Genomic DNA, 18,901 nt, shown 5'->3' on the forward strand with positions numbered 1-18,901 from the left:
AGTCCTTCGAGGTATCTGCATGAGAACTTTGCCAGTGGGCCGGCTCAGGCTGGTCGCCATTGCGCTTGCCTTCGTGCTCGGCATGACGGGCGCGACCCTCGTCCAGGCCAGCGTGGTAGTGACGGGTACACGGGTCATTTACCCCGGCAATGCGAAGGAAAAAACCCTGCAGCTCACCAATCAGGACCCCTTCGCCAATGTCGTGCAAGCCTGGGTGGATATCGATGATCCTGCGTCTACGCCAGAAACTGCCAAGGCGCCGTTCATGGTCAATCCGGCCGTGTCACGCGTGGCTCCGGGCAGCGGACAATCCTTGAGGCTCATCTATACCGGCGCGGCGCTCCCTCAGGACCGCGAGTCGGTGTTCTATCTGAACGTGCTCCAGATCCCCCCGCGCAACGCCGCACAGGCTGACAGAAGCCAGATGCTGCTGATCCTTCGTAATCGCCTGAAGCTGTTCTACCGCCCTACTGGCATCGCCGGCACGGTCGAGCAGTTGCCTGAAAAACTACGTTTCAGTCTGGTCGAGAGCGGCGCCAGCTGGCACGTGCTCGTCGACAATCCGACGGGCTTCCATGCCTCGTTCGGGGCCGCGACGATCACTGTCGGCAACAGACAGGTGAAACTGCGCGCTGCCATGGTGCCGCCCTACGGTTCGGTGCAGTGGACGCCAGAGGCCACCGGAGCGCTCACAGGTACAGCGGCGCAGCTCAACGCGCAGTTGATCAACGACTACGGTGCACGTGTGGGCATCACTCATGGCTTGCAGCGCTAATCTGCGGCGCACCTCGGTCCTGCTGTGCGGCCTCGCCTGGATGATGGCCCGGCTGGCCCATGGCGAGGGTGAGTACCGCTTCGACGACAGCCTGTTGCTTGGCTCGGGTCTGGCCGGTGGCAGCCTGGAGCGTTTCAATCGTGCGCAGCAGATCGACCCGGGTACTTACCTGGTCGATGTGTACGTGAACACGCTTTACGTCAACCGAAGCGAAGTGAGTTTCAGACTGCAAGACGATGTCGTCGAACCCTGTTTTTCCGAACGGTACCTGCATCAACACATGAACGCCCGCACGCTTGAAACACCTACCGCCGACGCAGCCCAGTGCCTGGCGCTGAGCACGCGGCTACCGGGGGCAACGTTTCAATACGACTCAGCTCGCTTGCGCCTGGACCTCTCCGTGCCCCAGGCATTGCTCGACATCAAGCCGCGCGGCTACGTCGATCCGCAGGACTGGGACGCAGGCGGCACGATGGGCTTCGTCAACTACGACGCAAGCCTCTACAACTCTCGCTACGAAGCATCAGCAAGCCAGGCGGCCAACTACGGCTACCTGGGTCTGAACACGGGCGTGAACGTTGGGCTGTGGCGTTTGCGGCACCAGTCCAACTACAGCTACTCAAGCTTTGGGGGCACTGCGGTCAGCCGCTGGAACAGCATTCGCACGTATGCACAGCGTGCCATTGCCCCTTGGCAAAGCGAACTGACGGTCGGCGACAGCTTCACCGAAGGCAACCTGTTCGGCAGCATCGGCTTTCGGGGCGTGCGCCTGGCCAGTGACGATCGCATGCTGCCCGACTCACAGCGTCAATATGCCCCGCAGGTGCGCGGCACAGCGGTGAGCAACGCTCGCGTGGTGATCAGTCAGAATGGCCGCAAGGTGCACGAAACCACGGTGGCGGCGGGCCCTTTTGTTATCGACGACCTGTACGGTACGGCCTACAACGGTGACCTGGACGTGCAGGTAATCGAGGCTGACGGCAGCATCACACGCTTCACTGTCCCGTATGCGGCGGTGCCCGACTCCATCCGCCCGGGCATCTCTCGCTACAGCGCCACGCTGGGTGAGGTACGCCAGACCGGTGCGAACCAAGGGGCTTTTGCCGAGGCTACTTACCAAAGGGGCCTTAACAATACTATTTCGGCCAACCTGGGCGCTCGGGTAGCGCAGGACTACCTGGCTGTGCTGGGCGGTGGCGTACTGGCAACGCCCTATGGCGCCTTCGGCGTCAACAGCACGTTTTCCAGTGCCACCGTTGAAAACCAACAGCGCAAGCAAGGCTGGCGCATGGGGCTTAGCTACAGCCGTACCTTTCAGCCCACCAACACCACCCTCAACCTTGCCGGGTATCGATACTCAACCCAAGGGTACCGGGATCTGGCTGATGCGCTGGGTGCGCGGCAGGCCTCCGAGCGGGGTGACAGTTGGGACTCGACCAGTTTCAAGCAGCGCAATCAACTGACCTTGCTGGTCAACCAAGGGCTGGGGGGATACGGAAATCTGTATCTGTCTGGCTCGAGCAGCGACTACTACGACGGCAAAAGCCGTGATACGCAGGTGCAGTTCGGTTATTCCAACACCTGGCGGCAGCTCAATTACAGCCTGGCCTATTCACGCCAGCGCACGACGTGGTACCGGGACACGGTGACCAGTGCTGCCGTGCCCGATTTCGCCAACCAGGCAGACCAGCACGACACCAGCAATCGCACCAATACCCTGACGCTGACGCTCTCCATGCCCCTGGGCAGCTCGACCCGGGCACCGAGTATCAGCTCGATGCTGACGCAGCGCTCAGGTGATACCAAGGGCAGCAGTTTCCAGACGGGCATCAACGGCACCCTGGGAGCCCAGCGCGACATGAGCTACGCAATCGCGGCCAGTCGTGACAGCGCCGGACGCGGGACGAACTGGACGGGCAATCTCCAGGCACAAAGCGCCGTTGCCACATTCAACGGCGGTTACTCGCAAAGCGCCGATTACCGGCAGGTCAATGGTGGCATTCGCGGGGCAGCCGTCCTGCATGGAGGCGGCCTGACCTTGGGGCCCTATGTGGGGGACACCTTCGCGCTGGTGCGGGCCAAGGGCGCAGGTGGCGCGATCATCCGGGGCGGGCAGGGGGCTCGTGTGAACGCGGATGGCTACGCGGTGGTGCCTTCGCTGTCACCCTACCGGTACAACCCGGTAGGGCTCGACCCCAGCGGCATGGGTGACCAGGCCGAGCTGATCGAAACGGAACGAAAGGTCGCGCCCTACGCCGGTGCTGCGGTGCTGGTCGATTTCAAGACCTTGATCGGCCATGCCCTGTTGATCCAGGCCAGCTTGCCAGGCGGCGGTGCCATTGCGCTGGGCGCCGATGTGCTGGACGAGCAGGGCACCGTCATTGGCATGGTGGGACAGGGCGGGCAGGTGTATGCACGCGCCCAGGCCGACAGCGGGCGCCTGCAGGTCCGCTGGGGCTCAGGCCCCGACCAGGCATGCCTGTTGCCCTTCGACGTCAACAGCAGCAACGCCCATGACAGCCAAGGCTTCATTCATCTGAAAAGTACATGCACGCCTAACGAGGAACCCTCATGACGTTCAGGGCTTGGCTGTTGGCAGCCTTTGTGTTCGCAACCGTTCAGAACGCCTGGGCGACTTGTTACAAGGTCACCTATGTGGGCGCCGCCACTACCACGGCCAACGATGCCATCCGGCCCGGGGAGGGCACTGCCGGTGCGTGGGCCGGTGGCTGTGATACCTGCAATGGCTCCTTGGGCTTACCTAGCGTGATCAACGTCAGCGACCCCAGCTTTCAGCCTTACGGTTCGTTGATTGCCAGCTCGGTAGCGCCTTTCACCCAATACGGTGCTACGGCCGGATTCAACCCGGAATACGTGTTTTTTCGCTGCGAGGCCCGGGATGCGGTTTACGAGATGTTTTCCACCAATGGTGACGACGTCTACAGCGGCTGGTTCCAGGGGGGCGACAGCGTCGGCAACACCCTGGGCTTGCGCAGCGCCTACCGGACAGCCTGGACGAATGTGCTGTTGCGCCTGACTCACCTGGCAACCGGCCAACTGTTCACCGACGTCTGGCAGGAGCGGCGGCTCACGGGGCTGGACACCGACTCGCGCGGGTATCAGCTGGTCAAGGCCAAGAACCTCAGTGCCGTTCGCGCGGAGCTGTTCAGTGCACCCAAAGATCCCAGCTACAACTACTACAGCGAAACGGTTTCATCGCAGCTTTACGGCTACGCACAGCCGGCGGCCTATATCGCCATCAAGGGGCCTGGGCTGGCCTATCCGACAGTGGGTCAAACGCACTATGGAAACTGGAGTGGCTGGTACGGGAACTGGCCTGGTGCGTTGGGCTTGTACAACAAGGTCACGCTCAAGCGTTATCCCACCTGCAGCGTCACCAGTGTCACCCCCTATGTCGTGTTTCCCTCGATCAGCGTGAGCGAAATCAACGCGGGCGGCCGCCGCGAAATGCCCTTTCAGATCAACTTTCGCTGCCAGAGCAACATCGTGAACAGCACCAGCGCCAACGGTACGGCCATTGGCATCAAGGTTTCCTCCGGTGCCCTGGCTGCGTCGTCTTCCCTGGGCCTGGTCAATGCTCAGGGCGGCCTGACCTACCTGCTGGCGGACCGTTATGGCCAGGCAGGCGTGGCGCAGGGCGTAGGCATACGGCTGCTGCGCGGCGGTGCGCCCATCAATTTGCTGGCCAATGAGGATTCTGCCAATGGCAGTGGTGCGGCTAGCCGGGGTTGGTACCCGGTGATCAGCAGCGCTGCTAACCTGACCGGTACCGTCAATGGCATCGGCCAATACACCGAGACATTCCGAGCGCGTCTGGAGAAACTCTCCACCGGCACCCTGCCTACCGTAAGGCCTGGCCGGGTCGAGGCCACAGCGCAGGTGGTGATACGTGTTCAGTAGCTGTGGGCAACGTCTGCTGCTGGTCGCTATGCTGATCAGCACGCTCGCCAACGCTGGGGTCACTGCCGAGCGCACGAGGGTCATCGTGCATGAAGGCCAGCGCGAAACCTCACTGGCACTGGTCAATCAAAACGCCTATCCGGTCGTGGTCCAGACTTGGGTCGACAATGGGGACCTGGCTGTCACGCCGGACACCGCGAGCGCACCGATCATGCCGCTTCCCCCGATGTTCAGGCTTGAACCCCAACAGCAGCGAAGCGTGCGCCTCGTCACGACCGGGCAGGTGCTTGCCCAGGATCGAGAGTCGTTGTACTGGCTTAATGTGTACGAGATTCCACCTCGGCCAACCGAGGTGCTGGACGAGGGTGCGACGCGTCTGACGATCACGCTCCGCACTCAGTTGAAAGTCATCTACCGGCCCCAGGGTTTGTCGAGCAAGGCTGAGCTAGCACCTTCGCACCTGGTGGTCACGGCCCAAGGTCGCAGTGTCCAGTTGCGCAATCCAACGCCGTTCTACATCTCCCTCTCCCACGCGCAGATCGGCGAAGGCAAGGGCTCGATCGCTCTGGATGCGCCTTTGCTGGCACCGTTCAGTATGCAATGGCAGACGGCACCGGCCACCGTGCCTAGCGACGCGACGTTTCGCTTTTCATGGCTCGATGACGAGGGTAACGCACAACGCGGTGAGCGGCCCATCACACACCCCGTGTCCATCAGCCCTTGAGCAAGGCCACGTGGCGTATCGCCAGATTGAGATTCGTCCTATTCAGGTCTGTCGGTGCCGCCCCTAGGCTGGCTGCATGAAGCTAGCCAACCTGTTACCTGCCGCCCAGTGGAACCTGTCAACGCCTATTGCGGCGCGTAATCTTCTACGCCTGTTTGCGATCACCCTCGTAGCGGGTGTCTATGTCGGCGCCTACGGTTACATGCGCATGACCCTGAACGAGGAGATTTCGTCCCGGCGCAGGTACATGAACGAGGCCATCTTCAACGCCCAGGATTTCTTTGTCAGCCGTCAGACCTTGCTCAAGTCGCTGGGGCTCTCGACGGTCAAGCACGCTGCCACTGCCAGCGATAGCGAAACTTACATTCCGGGCGAGGAAGTCCATATTGTTCTCCGTCAGCCCAGCGGTACCTGGAGCTTGTGGCTGACGCCGCGCATGCTGGATTTTTTGCGCACCAAGCAGACCAACCTGGTATACGTGCCGCACGCTTTGGATGCGTCGGTGCAGTGGCTCTACAGCCGGCCCGAGGTCCCACCCCAGGTTCCCAGCGCCGTGCTGCAACGCCTGCGCGGATCGACTGGCGAACCAGGAAACGAGCAAATCTGGCTGGCGGACCCTGGAGACGATAAACCGCCCTCGCTCTACATTTTCATTGCCATGGATGAGCGCGACCGCGCTTCAGGTTGGCTGGGGCTTGAAGTAGAGGGCCCGCAGCTGGTGGCAGCGTTGCGCCATGAGCAGGCGGGTGAATTCCAGCTGGTCGACAGTGCAAGCCAGATCATCGCCAGCAAGGACCGCGAGCAGCAATTGACTTCCCAGCGCCATACGGCAACGCACGTGGATGATGGTTTCGGTTGGGAAGGCGGCTATTGGCTCCCAGACCGCCTGAGCATTCGCAAACAGCTCGACCATTCGGATTGGCAGATCATCTACAGCACACCCTTGGCCTCTATCGTCCCAGTGCTGATTCTGCCGTTCGGGCTGGCAGTATTGATCAGTGTCGCCGTCACACTGCTGATGCTGTGGCTGGTCCGCCGGGTCGACTTGCGACTCATCCGCCCGGCAGCTGCTCGAATCGAGGCATTGGTCGAAAGCGAAGCGTTTAGCAGTGCCGTCATCCGCACCGCCCCGGTTGCGCTGTGTGTATTGCGTCGTCGTGACGGTGCGGTGGTGTTGGCCAATCGGCTGAGCGAGCAGTGGCTTGTAATGGGCGATGAGCGAACCCGAGCCTGTCAGGACTGGATTACCCGTGCGTTTGGCAAGCCTGCGCAGACCAGTTGCACAGAAGAGCTGCAAATGGCCGATGGTCGTCACCTGTGTCTGAGTTATGCACCTACCCGCTATCGACGCGAAGATGTTCTGATCTGCGCCTTCAGCGACATCACCGAACGAAAAACCGCCGAGCTTTCGCTGCAACAGGCCAGGGCGCTGGCCGATGCTGCCAATGAAGCGAAAACACTGTTTCTGGCCACCATGAGCCATGAAATCCGCACACCGCTCTACGGCATGCTTGCAACGCTCGAACTGCTTTCGCGCACCCACCTCGATAGCCAGCAAAGGGGGTACCTCAATGCCATCGAAGGCTCATCGGCCACCTTGCTGCAGCTGATCTGCGATGTGCTGGATGTGTCCAAGATCGAGGCCGGGCAACTGGCGCTGGAAGTCAGTGCGTTCTCACCCGTCGAGCTGACCCAGGACGTTATGCAGGGCTATATGGGGGCTGCGCACACCAAAGGGTTGCAGTTGCTCAGCTGCATGGACCCGCAGCTTCCTGAGCAGGTATTGGGCGACACGACGCGTACCCGCCAGATTCTTGGCAACCTGCTCAGCAACGCGGTCAAGTTCACCCGCAGTGGCCGAATCATGGTCAGGCTTCACCTGGTTGGGGTCGAAGGGGAGCGCATGATGCTGCGCTGGCAGGTAGTGGACACGGGGCAGGGCATCCCCGAGCAGGACCAGCAGCACCTGTTCGAGCCCTTCTTTCAAAGTGGTCCCAGTACCAACACGGTGGCAGGGACCGGCCTGGGCCTGTCCATCTGCAAGCGGCTGGTCGAGTTGATGAACGGGTCGATTCGTGTGTTCAGCGAGCCGGGCCTGGGCAGCAGCTTTTCGTTCACGCTGCCGCTCGGGCAATTGGCGCTCGATGAAGATCAGAGCTGGGCCCAGCCTTTGCTCAACCAAGGCGTGATGGTTTATTCACCTGTTCCCGAACTGGCCGATCATGCCGCTGGGTGGCTGCGTCGCTGGGGTGCCCGGGCGCAGGCGATTGGCGTGCCGGACGTCCGTCATGAGCCGGGCATCGTACTGGTCGAGTTATGTCCAGGGCCTGCCAGCTCGGCTGTCATCAGGCAATGGCCTGGCCCATTGGTATTGGCCTGCGCCGATGAGCACGCGCTTTCTCGCCCTTCGACTCAATACTGGCAGGTGGGGCTGAACAATCTTCAGTGCCTTAACCAGGCGGTGAGCCAGGCCCAGGGCATCGAGGCCCGACACAGCGCCACAGCCCGTCAAGCAATGATCGAAACCAAACTGTGCATTCATGTGCTGGTGGCTGAGGACAATGTCATCAACCAGCTGATCCTGCGGGATCAACTGGAGAAGCTCGGCTGCACGGTCACTCTTGCCAATGATGGCGAGCAAGCGCTGGCGCTGTGTCAGAAGGAAGTCTTCGACCTGGTGCTGACCGACGTGAACATGCCCAGGATCAACGGGTACCAGCTGGCGCAGCACCTGCGGCAACAGGGCCATGCCATCCCCATTGTGGGCGCAACCGCCAACGCCATGCTCGATGAGGCGGAGCGTTGCCTGGGCGCCGGAATGGACCAGTTTCTGGTCAAACCCTTCACGTTGCACGCGCTCTACCAGTGCCTGCTGCCGTACCGTAAGGGCGCGGCCTGATGATCTATCGCGTCTTGATCGTCGAGGATCACCCCTTTCAACACCAGCACCTGGCACAGCTGTTCCGGTCCGTCGGTGGGTTCGACGTCGCGCTGCAAGCCGATGCCAACCTGGCGATCGAGCAGTTGCGCAACCAGGCCTACGACCTTGTCGTCACTGACCTGATGATGCCGCAATTGGACGGCGTACAGTTCATCCAGAAGATGAGCCTGCTACCGACGCCTCCGGCGCTGGGGCTGATGACCGCGGCTTCTGCGCGCGTGCTCGCCGGCGTTGGCAAGGTCGCCGAGAACCTCGGTATTCGCCTGGCCGGCATGATCAGCAAGCCCGTGCAGGCGCATCATGTCGCTGCACTGCGTCGCTACATGGATAGCGCCTGCGCTCAAGGCCACTTGCAACCTCGATCCTGTTCCGGTGGTCATTCGGCCAGCGCGCTTACCCGTGCACTGCAGGCGGGCGAGATACAGGCGTGGTTTCAGCCCAAGAAATCCCTGCTCGACGGCAGGATCGTCGGTGCCGAGGCCCTGGCCAGATGGCTGCATCCAGCCGAAGGTCTCTTGCTGCCGCGGGCATTTCTGCCCGATTTGGAGGCTGCAAGGCTTGATTTGCCGCTGCTGTGCAACATGCTTGAGCAAACGCTTAGCGCTCAATCGCTTTGGGCCGCAGAAGGATACAGGCTACCGGTCTCGATCAATCTGCCCACGCACCTGCTGGACCGTCCCGATCTGGTCGACACGCTGCACCGAAAGGTTCGAGGACGAGGCGCCGACCCCAGGACCATCACCTTCGAGTTGACAGAAACGTCGACCACCCGGCGCTCCAGCGATTACTTTGCAGGGACGTGCCGGCTGCGCATGATGGGCTTCGGCCTGGCACAGGATGATTTCGGCAAAGGGTACAGTTCCTATTCCAACCTGATCTCCACGCCTTTCACCGAAATGAAGATTGATCGCTCCTTGGTCAGTGGTTGTGCATGCAACCCCGACATGGCCATCGCCTTGGCCAGTGCCGTCCACCTCGGGCGCGCGTTGGGGCTGGTGACAGTAGCAGAAGGTGTTGAAACGCGAGAGGAATTGGAAGTTGTACGCAAGGCCCAGTGTCACCAGGTGCAGGGGTTCATCATCTCTCCAGCCGTGGACCGAGACAACATGCTCTATTTGCTAAACGGGCAGAGCGTTGAATAAAGAATCGGATGCTGGAATAAACGTTTCAGCTACGTAAATATGTCGCTATATGGCATGAATTTTGTGTCTGTTGGAGCACTCTCACCTTCATAGAGTGATGTCGACGATCAACACCATGAAAAATGCAAGCTTGCGCATGGACAAACTTGCGCGCAGCTCTCAGCGCCTGAACAAGGCAATCCTGCTGCTCAGCGGGCTCATGCTGCTGTTGTCCAGTACGTGTTACTGGGCAGTGTCGCGCCTGCTTGAATCGGAGCAGCAGCGGCTGGAGCTGCATTTTGCCCGGGTGATCGAAATCATCCATGAGCACGAGATCTTCCTGCAGAATCTGGCCAACAGCATGCCAGCCGGTGGCGAGCTTCCTCCACCCGTGGAGCAGGGTGTCACAATGCTCGATTCAACGAGCATCGACGGCAAGACACTGCTCAAGGCGAAGGGATTCGAACTCTCCTTACCCTTCACCCTGGCCTACACCGGCGATTTCCGGGACCAGGAAATACGCGGCGCCTTGGGGTTGGGGTTGCGTCTGACCGACTACTACGGGGGGTTCTGGGCCCGCTCGTTCTACGCATCGCCACAACTGTTCGTGCTCGAACGGGGAGCGGGCGCAAGCATTGCCGTGCCCGCTGCTGGCGACCAGCGTCAACATCAGCCGCTGCTGCCTCGCCATTATGTAACCGTGGTCGATCGCCTGGTGCACTTGCTGGCTCAACCCGACGTGCTGCCCGACCAGCGTGTCCATTGGGTGCGAGCGCCAGCACGCCTTTACAACGACAACCTGCGCATGGTCGCGCTTCTGAAGTTGGCGCCCGAGCACACCCTCAAGCCGAGTGCGACGGGCGATAGGGAAATGGTTTTGGCTGCGGTAATGGATACGGAGCAGGTCGATGAATTCGAGCGTGTGCTCAGGCTATCGGTCTACAACCAGTTCACCCTGATTTCCCCAGATGGCAAGGTCTTGATGGGAGAGCGCGGCAAGGGTGATCTGGCCCCGCTTGGCCTGAGCTTCAACCGGAGCGGCTTGCGTTTCAAGATGATGTCGTCGTCGGGAGACGCGTGGACTGGGCTGTATGCCATCAGCTACGGGGACTTTCTGCGCTACGCCAAATGGCCGCTGCTTGGCCTGGCGCTGACAATCATCGCTGCGATCCTGCTGGGGCTCTGGGTCAATCACTGGTACAAGTCGCGCATCGTCAGGCCCGCTCAACGAGCACAAATCCGGCTGGCGGAAAGCGAGGCTTTTAGCCGCATCATCCTCCACAACGTGCCAGTCGGGCTGTGCGTCGTGAGGCGCCACGATCACAGGGTGTTGTTGGAAAACGAGTGCGCAGTACAACTGGGCGTTACCGCAGCGGTGCTTCAACTGCTGCGCGATAACCACGGCGACCAGGCGCCGGGCGAACTGTGCCTGCAGGTAGACGGGCGTTACGTCCAGGTGGTGGCGGTCGCTACCCGTTACGACGGAGAAGACGTGTTCCTCTGCGGCTGCAATGACATCACCCGCCACGTCGACGAGCAATTGCAGCTCAACCAGGCCCACCAGCGTGCAACGGCTGCCAATGAGGCCAAGACCGTTTTCCTGGCCACCATGAGCCATGAAATTAGAACCCCGCTCTACGGTGTGCTGGGCAATCTTGAACTGCTCTCGCTGACCGAGCTCAGTAAGCGCCAGCGGCATTACCTGCAAATCATCGAAAACTCGTCGACAGTGCTGTTCCAGCTGATCAGTAACGTTCTGGATGTGACCAAGATCGAGTCTGGGCAGATGGCATTCGAGCATGCCGCTTTCGATCCGCGTCAGCTGGTCGACGACGCACAGGCCAGTTTCGAAGCCACAGCTCAAAGTAAAGGGCTGCAGCTTGAAGCTGAAATAGACGCCCATGTGCCTGCACAGGTAGAAGGGGATGCCGGGCGGATCAGGCAGATCCTACACAACTTGCTAGGCAACGCGATCAAGTTCACCCCCTCTGGACGCGTACGCCTGCGCTTGATCGTTCAAGAGCGCGGCGATCAGGATGTGTTATTGCAATGGCAGGTGACGGACACCGGAAAAGGGATTCCCGAAAAGGCCCTGGAGCATCTGTTCAAACCGTTCTACCAGGTATCGGCAGGGCAGGAAGGAGGAGGTGCCGGGCTCGGGCTTTCCATTTGTTCACGCTTGAGTGAGTCGATGGGCGGCACCATGCGCGTGGTCAGTGAGCCTGGCCTTGGGAGCAGCTTCTCACTGTTCATACGCCTGCCCGTTGTAGCCTCCTCGTCGACCGTGGTGCCTGTGCAAAAAGAGGGGTCGCAGGCGCCGTCTGCACCATTGAAGTTGAGCGTTTTGGTGGCTGAGGATAACCCAGTCAGCCAGGCGGTCATGCGTGAGCAGCTCGAAGCCATCGGGGCTTACCCAACCGTCGCGGCTGATGGCCACCAGGCACTTCAACTCTGGCACGCCAAGCGTTTCGACATGGTCATCACCGACATCAACATGCCCAAAATGAACGGCTACGCGCTGACCCGCACGCTGCGAGAGGCAGGCGTGGACGTACCCATCATCGGCATCACCGCCAATGCGCTGCGCGAAGAAGGTGAGCGTTGCCTGCAAGCGGGTATGACCGCATGGATCGTCAAGCCTCTGAGCCTTGGTGCACTGCGGCAGGTACTGATGAACCACTGCCCTGGATCGACTGGTACCCAGGCTGCAACCGACCCGGGCAGTGAGGATTTTTCAGGCTGGATTCAATTGTCCCAGCCCATGCGCCAATTGCTTGCCCAGACGTTGGCAAGCGACATCGAACAGTTGGAAAAGGGGGTGATCGAGCGCGATGCAGTTCTGGTCGAACAACGGTTGCATAGTTTGAGCGGTGCATTGGCCAGCATCAACGCGACCGCGTTGTACACCGCATGCCAGCGACTGGAAAACATGTTGCAGGAACTGCCGCTGGACGCACGCCTGGGCGGGCAAGTCCGTGCGCTGTGCGAGCGGCTTGCCCAGGTCGCGCAACGCTTGTCAGACGAGATTCCCGGATGAGCCTTGTCCCCTATTGGAGTATTTCTGCATGCCTCATCACAAGGTTGTCATCGCTGACGATCATCCCATCGTTCTGCTGGGGGTGCGTGAAGTCATTCAACGCATCGGGCGTTATAAAGTCGTCGGTCAAGCCACCAACTCATCTGAATTGATCGATCAACTGCGCCTGCACAACCCTCGCACCTTGATCACCGACTTCAATATGCCAGGGGATTGCACCTACGGGGATGGTTTCAAACTTATCGAGTACATTTTGCGTCACTTCCCGGACACCCAGGTCATCATTCTGACCATGATTTCTAACGGGTTGATTCTGTCCCGGCTTCAGGAACTGGGTGTGGCAGGGGTCATTCAGAAAAATCACCTGCATGATGAAATCGAAAAAGCGCTGAGTGCCATCCGCAAGCGGCGGCGGTACCGAAGCCCATTGCCGGCACCCACATCCGTGGTGCGCGAAGCCGTGAAGGTCGAGGCACGCTTCAATCAGCTGTCCCCCAGAGAACTCGAGGTCATCCGGCTCTTTGTCACTGGGATGACCGTAGGTGATATCGCCCGGCAACTGTCGCGCAGCAACAAGACAGTCAGCGCGCAGAAGGTGTCGGCGATGCGCAAACTCAATGTCGACAGTGACCAGGACTTGCTGACTTACTGTATCGAATCCAGGCAATTCCAATAGCCAGGGTCTGTGCCTGGCTTGGGGAGTTGGAAAGCGGGTGCGTGGCCGTCAGCACAGGCATGCAGACGATTGGACACGCATCGCAACAAGCCCAGCTTCCTGCTGGACCAGATTAAACGTGTTACCGCTAGACGCGTATGTGAGTCTCCACGCTGTGGGTCATCGCATGCCTCCAATGTTTCAGGGACGAACTCAGAAATCTATGCTGATGCGCACAGGGGATAACCGGAACGGGTTCCTAACGCAGGATGCAAAAAAGCCCGGCACCTGGCCGGGCTTTCCAGTTAGCGATCAGCGATCAGTTGCCGTACACCGGCAGCTTTTTGCAGATGGCTTTGACCTTCTCGCGCACGGCGTCGATCACCGCTTCGTTGTTCAGGTCGGCGAGGATGTCGCAGATCCAGCCAGCCAGCTCACGGCACTCGGCTTCCTTGAAACCGCGAGTGGTCACGGCCGGGGTGCCGAAACGCAGGCCCGAGGTGACGAACGGGGAGCGTGGGTCGTTCGGCACCGAGTTCTTGTTGACGGTGATGAACGCCTTGCCCAAGGCCGCGTCAGCGTCCTTGCCCGAGATGTCCTGCTTGATCAGCGACAGCAGGAACAGGTGGTTTTCGGTACCACCGGATACCACGTCGAAGCCACGCTCGATAAAGACGCTGGCCATGGCCTGGGCGTTTTTCACCACTTGCTGCTGATAGGCCTTGAACTCTGGCTGCAAAGCTTCCTTGAAGCAGATGGCCTTGGCTGCAATCACGTGCTCCAGCGGGCCACCCTGGGCGCCTGGGAAGACCGCGGAATTGAGCTTTTTCTCGATCTCTTCGTTCTTGCGAGCCAGGATCAGGCCGCCGCGCGGGCCGCGCAGGGTCTTGTGCGTGGTGGTGGTGACGACGTCGGCGAAGGGCACCGGGTTAGGGTAGACGCCGGCGGCGACCAGGCCCGCCACGTGCGCCATGTCGACGAACAGGTAGGCACCGACCTTGTCGGCGATGGCGCGGAAGCGGGCGAAGTCCAGTACCTGGGAGTAGGCCGAGAAACCGGCAACGATCATCTTCGGCTTGTGCTCGACCGCCAGGCGCTCGACTTCGTCGTAGTCGATCAGGCCGTTGCCGTCGATGCCGTATTGTACGGCGTTGTACAGCTTGCCCGACGAGCTGACCGAAGCACCGTGGGTCAGGTGACCACCATGGGCCAGGCTCATGCCCAGGATGGTGTCACCGGCCGACAGCAGGGCCAGGTAGACAGCGGCGTTGGCCTGGGAGCCGGCGTGCGGCTGGACGTTGGCGTAGTCGGCACCGAACAGTTGCTTGGCGCGGTCGATGGCCAGCTGCTCGACCACGTCGACGTATTCGCAGCCACCATAGTAGCGCTTGCCTGGATAGCCTTCGGCGTACTTGTTGGTCAGTACCGAACCCTGGGCTTCCATGACGGCCGGGCTGGTGTAGTTTTCCGAGGCGATCAGCTCGATATGCTCTTCCTGGCGCAGGGCTTCTTGCTGCATGGCTTCGAAGAGCTCGGCGTCGTACTTGGCAATGGTCAAATCACGGCTGAACATGGCGGTCCTCAAGGATCGGGGGTGAAGTGGGTGGGCATTCTACCCCATTGACCCGCCGCTGGCATATGAAGTGGCATCAAGTCGCGGACCAGTGGGGCTCATGTTGCATCCCGCGCCGTTGCTGGGCTGGGCGGGCATTCGAGTTGACTTTCAGGTCCGGTTTTTGGCGTTGCCTGCGTGTGGTGCGCGACCAGACGTGAGAGGCCTCGCTGCCGTTTCAACCGCAGCGCGAAGGCAGGGTCAAGGGCGGCTCAATTGAACATGAACAACGTCTCATTGGCGAACTGTGCCTCGAACTGATGCGCCGGCATCGGTCGTCCGAACAGGTAGCCCTGTACTTCGTCGCAGCCGTGCTCACGCAGGAACTCAAGTTGCTCATGAGTCTCGACGCCTTCGGCGATGACCGCCAGGTTCAAGCTGTGGGCCATGGCGATGATCGCCCTGGCGATCTGCGCATCCTGCTCACCTTCGGGCAAGCCGTCGACGAAGGTACGGTCGATCTTCAACACATCGATCGGGAACTGCTTGAGGTAGTTGAGCGAAGAATAGCCGGTCCCGAAATCGTCCACTGCAATGCTCAGGCCCAGGTTCTTGAGGCTGGCCAGAATCTGCAGCGCTTCGTTCACTTCGCGCATCAGGATGCTTTCGGTCAGCTCAAGCTCAAGGCACGCCGGTGGCAGGCCGCTTTCTTCCAGGATGTTGGCGATCCGCGTACCCAGCTGACCATCGGAAAACTGGCGCGCGGAGATGTTGACCGACACTTTCGGCACACGCACCTTGGCCTTGTGCCAGGCCTTCAGCTGACGGCTGGCTTCGCGCAGCACCCAATCACCGACGTCCACCACCAGGCCCAGTTCTTCGATGACGGGAATGAAGTCGCCCGGTGGCACCAGGCCGCGGGTGGGGTGCCGCCAGCGCAGCAGTGCCTCGGCACCGGTCAGGCGCTTGCCGTCGCCGCTAAATTGCGGCTGGTAATACAGAATGAATTCGTTCTGCTCCATGGCATGGCGCAGGTCACTTTCCAGTTCCAGACGCTCCAGGGCGCTGGCGTTCATCTCGGCCTGGTAGAACTGGAAGTTGTTTTTGCCGCGCTCTTTGGCGTGATACATGGCGGTGTCGGCGTTCTTCATCAATTGGCTCAACTCGCCGCCATCCTGCGGGCTGAGTGCGATGCCGATGCTGGCCGTGACGAAGAACTCGCGGTTCTCCAGCACGAACGGCTTGACCAGGCTGCCGAGAATGTTTTCGGCCACGTGAATGGCGCGGTTCAACGCCAGCTCGCGGGTAGGCCGAGGCTGTAGCAGCAGCGTGAATTCATCGCCGCCCATGCGCGCGACCGTATCGTCCTCGTCCACGCAGGCCAGCAAGCGCAGCGCCATGTCCTTGAGCATGCGATCGCCCGCGGCGTGGCCAAGGGAGTCGTTGATAGGTTTGAAACGGTCCAGGTCCAGAAACATCAACACCACCCAGGCCTTCTGCCGCTCGGCCTGCTGCAGGGCGTTATACAGCCGGTCCTGGAACAACGTCCGGTTGGGCAGGTGTGTGAGGGCGTCGTAGTAGGCCAGGCGGTGAATGCGCTGTTCGCTGGCCTTGCGCTCGCTGATGTCGGTAAAAAAGCACACGTAGCTGGCCAGGTCGCCTTCATCGTCCAGCACGGCAGTGATGCCTACCCAGGCCGGGTAGTGATCGCCATCGCGGCGCTTGAGCCACACCTCGCCCTCCCAGCTGCCACGCTGGTTGAGCTGCTTGAGGATGTAGCGCAGGTGCGCCTGCTGCTGGTCGTTCATGACCAGCATGCTCGGCAATTGGTCCAGCACCTCGCTGACCGCGTAGCCGCTGACCCGGCTGAATGCCTCGTTGGCCTGCACGATGTAGCCGGCAGGGTCGGTGATCAGTATGGCCGAGGTCGAGTGCTCGAAAACCGTCGCGGCCATGCGCAAGTCTTTCTCTGCACGGCGCTGCTGGCTGATATCGCGACCTACTCCCAGTACACCCTCGAAACGCTGGTCGTCATCCCAGACCAGTACCAGGCGCAACTCGATGGGGATCTTGCGGCCGTCGGCGCGCAGGCAGTCGAACAGGAACAGCTGGGTCGGCAACTGGCCACGCAGTTCGGCCAGTTGAGCCGGGTCGTCCATCGCCTTGCTTACCCGCTCCATCAACCCGTAGATGCCCGTGAGCTGGGCGGGGTTGGCGATGATCGAATGCCAACCGTTGGCGAAGATCCAGTCGGCGTGATAGCCCAGCACGCTTTGCACCGAGGGGCTTACGTAGTCGAGCTTGAGCTGGCTGTCGGTGGAGAAGATCACGTCACTGATGCTTTCGGCCAGCATCCGATAGCGCTGTTCGCTGTCGCGCAGCGACTGGCTCGCCTCGATCTGTACGGTCACGTCCTTGCCTACACCGATGATGCGCGTCACCCGGCCGTCGGCGTCACGTGCCAGCACTTGCTCACGTATGTCGTAGCAGCGCCAGTTGCCATCATGGTGCCGGAAACGCAGCTGGCAGTGCAGCGGCAAGTCATGGCCGTTGTCGAGCTGCTGTTGGCGCAGGTCCTGGTAATGCGCGGCGTCTTCGGGGTGCAGCAGCAGCTCCCAGAAGCGGTCGCCCATGCGGGCCAGTTCCGTGCGGTCATACCCCAGCGTCTGGCCTAGGTGGCGGTTGCTGAAGATCATCCGCTGGCTGTGGATATCCTGGACGTAGAGCTGATCCGGTACGGTACGCACCACGTCCGACCAGAACCGCTCGCGCTCGAGCAACGACAGCTCCACCTTCTTGCGGCTGGTGATGTCGCTGATGCTGAGGATCACGGCCTGGTAGTTTCGGCGCAATTGCGGCAGGCGCGCTGTGAGCCACAAGTGCAGTGCGTCGCCATGCGGAGCAGGCAGGCGCACTTCGAGCTCCAGGGACGGGCGTTGGTCGATCAAGGCCTCGAGCAGTTGCATGCCAACGCTGTCCTGGCCGTCACCGCTGTCGTCGATCAGGCGCTGCCAGGCCTGCTGGTGGTCTTCGATTTGAAGCAACTGGCGCGCTACCTGGTTGATTTCGGTGATCTTCAGTTGCGCCAGGAGCGAGCGGCGCAGGTGAGGGTCCAGCATCAGGCTGTGCTTGAGCGCGGCGCGGTTGCGCACGTGATAGCGGTCCAGTTGGCCGGGCAAACTGGACAGGTCCAGCACGCACAGGGCCACACCTGTGCCTTCGAAGATCTCCTGATAACGCCTGCGGTCTTCCTGCAAGGCCCGCTGCCGGCGGCGCATGTTGACCAGCGCCAGCACTGGGAGCAGGGCGCAGAACAGCACCAGCAGGCATTTGCCTATCAAGGCAGGCAGCAGGTCATTGCGCGCCCGGTCAGCGTCGAACAGGCCGCGCAGTTGCCAGGCACTGTTGTCGATGAACGCCAGCATGACGCTCTGCAAGGGCGCGTCGGGGCGCTCGGCGGCCAGGTCGCGTTGCAGCACCTCGCCTGTACGGCTGTTTTCCAGCAGCCATAGCAGATGGTCAGCTTCGTGCAGGTGGCCGGTAAGGGCGCGGTAATAATCAGGCGACAAGCGCAGTAGCCAATGGCCTTGGCCTGGTGATTGGCTCAGCAACAGGTACACGTTGGCGTTGCTGGGCGCATTGGTAAAGAAATACGGCCGCTCCTGGTTGAGCCTCAGCACCTCACCGATGACTGCGTGGTCGTCGCTGGCAGGTGCACTGTCGGCAACGATCTGCCCGGCATCGTCTATCCAGACCACGCTGCGCAGCGCAGGCACTCGCTCGCGCAGCGTGACCACCAGGGGCCCAGCTGCCGATGCCGCCACGGTTGGGTAGGGCTGGAGCAGGTTGATGGCCTGCTGTGCCTTGAGCGCCATGTTCAGACCCAGGTGGTCCGCCAGCTCGGTCGTGTCTTCCAGGCGCTTGTTGCGCAGTTCGGCCTGGGTCAGGCTGAACTGCGCGAACAGCTGCCATAGCAGCAGCCCGAGCAGAATCAGGGCGAGCAATGCCAGCGCACCCTTGATCGACCCGCGCAGGCTGGCAGCGGGCGCCTTGGACACGCTACGCGATGACGGCGGTGGAGTGAGTGTGATCAAGCGTCGATCCTGCGATGGGCCTGGCGATGGCAGGGAGGGGGCGGGCATGGCGTATGCTTTTTTTATGAGGTAACCGATGCG

General features: G+C 61.1%; 10 protein-coding genes. 8 read left to right on the forward strand and 2 right to left on the reverse strand.

All coding sequences use genetic code 11. The features are described from left to right. The first annotated feature begins 19 nt into the window (after positions 1–19). The 8 genes from ACF8GB_RS12720 (at position 20) to ACF8GB_RS12755 (ending at position 13,195) form a co-directional block, all read left to right on the forward strand. Positions 20–775 carry a molecular chaperone gene (locus ACF8GB_RS12720; RefSeq protein WP_145256817.1) on the forward strand — a complete coding sequence of 252 codons (756 nt, stop codon included), beginning with the start codon at positions 20–22 and terminating at the stop codon, positions 773–775. Further along, complete coding sequence (locus ACF8GB_RS12725; protein WP_058638622.1) at positions 759–3,350, forward strand: fimbria/pilus outer membrane usher protein; 2,592 nt, start codon at positions 759–761, stop codon at positions 3,348–3,350. The genes ACF8GB_RS12720 and ACF8GB_RS12725 overlap by 17 nt, the downstream gene beginning before the upstream one ends. Continuing rightward, positions 3,347–4,696, forward strand: coding sequence for a fimbrial protein (locus tag ACF8GB_RS12730; protein WP_145256814.1), 1,350 nt, complete (start codon positions 3,347–3,349; stop codon positions 4,694–4,696). The genes ACF8GB_RS12725 and ACF8GB_RS12730 overlap by 4 nt, the downstream gene beginning before the upstream one ends. After that, positions 4,686–5,420, forward strand: coding sequence for a molecular chaperone (locus tag ACF8GB_RS12735; RefSeq protein ID WP_392527132.1), 735 nt, complete (start codon positions 4,686–4,688; stop codon positions 5,418–5,420). The genes ACF8GB_RS12730 and ACF8GB_RS12735 overlap by 11 nt, the downstream gene beginning before the upstream one ends. Before the next feature lie 76 nt (positions 5,421–5,496). Then, positions 5,497–8,319, forward strand: coding sequence for an ATP-binding protein (locus ACF8GB_RS12740; RefSeq protein WP_325943968.1), 2,823 nt, complete (start codon positions 5,497–5,499; stop codon positions 8,317–8,319). Beyond that, on the forward strand, positions 8,316–9,503 hold the full coding sequence (locus tag ACF8GB_RS12745; RefSeq protein WP_145256808.1) for an EAL domain-containing protein: 1,188 nt from the start codon (positions 8,316–8,318) through the stop codon (positions 9,501–9,503). Before ACF8GB_RS12740 ends, ACF8GB_RS12745 begins: the two co-directional genes overlap by 4 nt. 115 nt (positions 9,504–9,618) lie before the next feature. After that, the gene (locus ACF8GB_RS12750; protein ID WP_196126681.1) at positions 9,619–12,519 is read left to right on the forward strand and encodes an ATP-binding protein; all 2,901 of its coding nucleotides are present in this window, start codon (positions 9,619–9,621) and stop codon (positions 12,517–12,519) included. A 28-nt stretch (positions 12,520–12,547) separates the two neighbouring features. Continuing rightward, positions 12,548–13,195, forward strand: a complete 648-nt coding sequence (locus ACF8GB_RS12755; protein WP_058638618.1) for a response regulator — start codon at positions 12,548–12,550, stop codon at positions 13,193–13,195. Between the two features lie 298 nt (positions 13,196–13,493). Here ACF8GB_RS12755 and glyA read toward each other — a convergent pair whose 3' ends face one another. Next, complete coding sequence (gene glyA, locus ACF8GB_RS12760) at positions 13,494–14,747, reverse strand: serine hydroxymethyltransferase (protein ID WP_023533265.1); 1,254 nt, start codon at positions 14,745–14,747, stop codon at positions 13,494–13,496. A gap of 251 nt (positions 14,748–14,998) precedes the next feature. Continuing rightward, a complete protein-coding gene (locus ACF8GB_RS12765; RefSeq protein ID WP_196125967.1) occupies positions 14,999–18,868 on the reverse strand; it encodes a bifunctional diguanylate cyclase/phosphodiesterase in 3,870 nt (1,289 codons plus the stop codon). Positions 18,869–18,901: the final 33 nt, after the last annotated feature.

It is taken from the genome of Pseudomonas sp. xss_4, from assembly GCF_043104125.1.
GTDB classification, from domain to species: domain Bacteria; phylum Pseudomonadota; class Gammaproteobacteria; order Pseudomonadales; family Pseudomonadaceae; genus Aquipseudomonas; species Aquipseudomonas parafulva_B.

Coding starts and splice junctions, on each gene's coding strand:
- ACF8GB_RS12720 (WP_145256817.1), top strand. CDS start 20: ATGAGAACTTTGCCAGTGGGCCGGCTCAGGCTGGTCGCCATTGCGCTT.
- ACF8GB_RS12725 (WP_058638622.1), top strand. CDS start 759: ATGGCTTGCAGCGCTAATCTGCGGCGCACCTCGGTCCTGCTGTGCGGC.
- ACF8GB_RS12730 (WP_145256814.1), top strand. CDS start 3,347: ATGACGTTCAGGGCTTGGCTGTTGGCAGCCTTTGTGTTCGCAACCGTT.
- ACF8GB_RS12740 (WP_325943968.1), top strand. CDS start 5,497: ATGAAGCTAGCCAACCTGTTACCTGCCGCCCAGTGGAACCTGTCAACG.
- ACF8GB_RS12750 (WP_196126681.1), top strand. CDS start 9,619: ATGAAAAATGCAAGCTTGCGCATGGACAAACTTGCGCGCAGCTCTCAG.
- ACF8GB_RS12755 (WP_058638618.1), top strand. CDS start 12,548: ATGCCTCATCACAAGGTTGTCATCGCTGACGATCATCCCATCGTTCTG.
- glyA (WP_023533265.1), bottom strand. CDS start 14,747: ATGTTCAGCCGTGATTTGACCATTGCCAAGTACGACGCCGAGCTCTTC.
- ACF8GB_RS12765 (WP_196125967.1), bottom strand. CDS start 18,868: ATGCCCGCCCCCTCCCTGCCATCGCCAGGCCCATCGCAGGATCGACGC.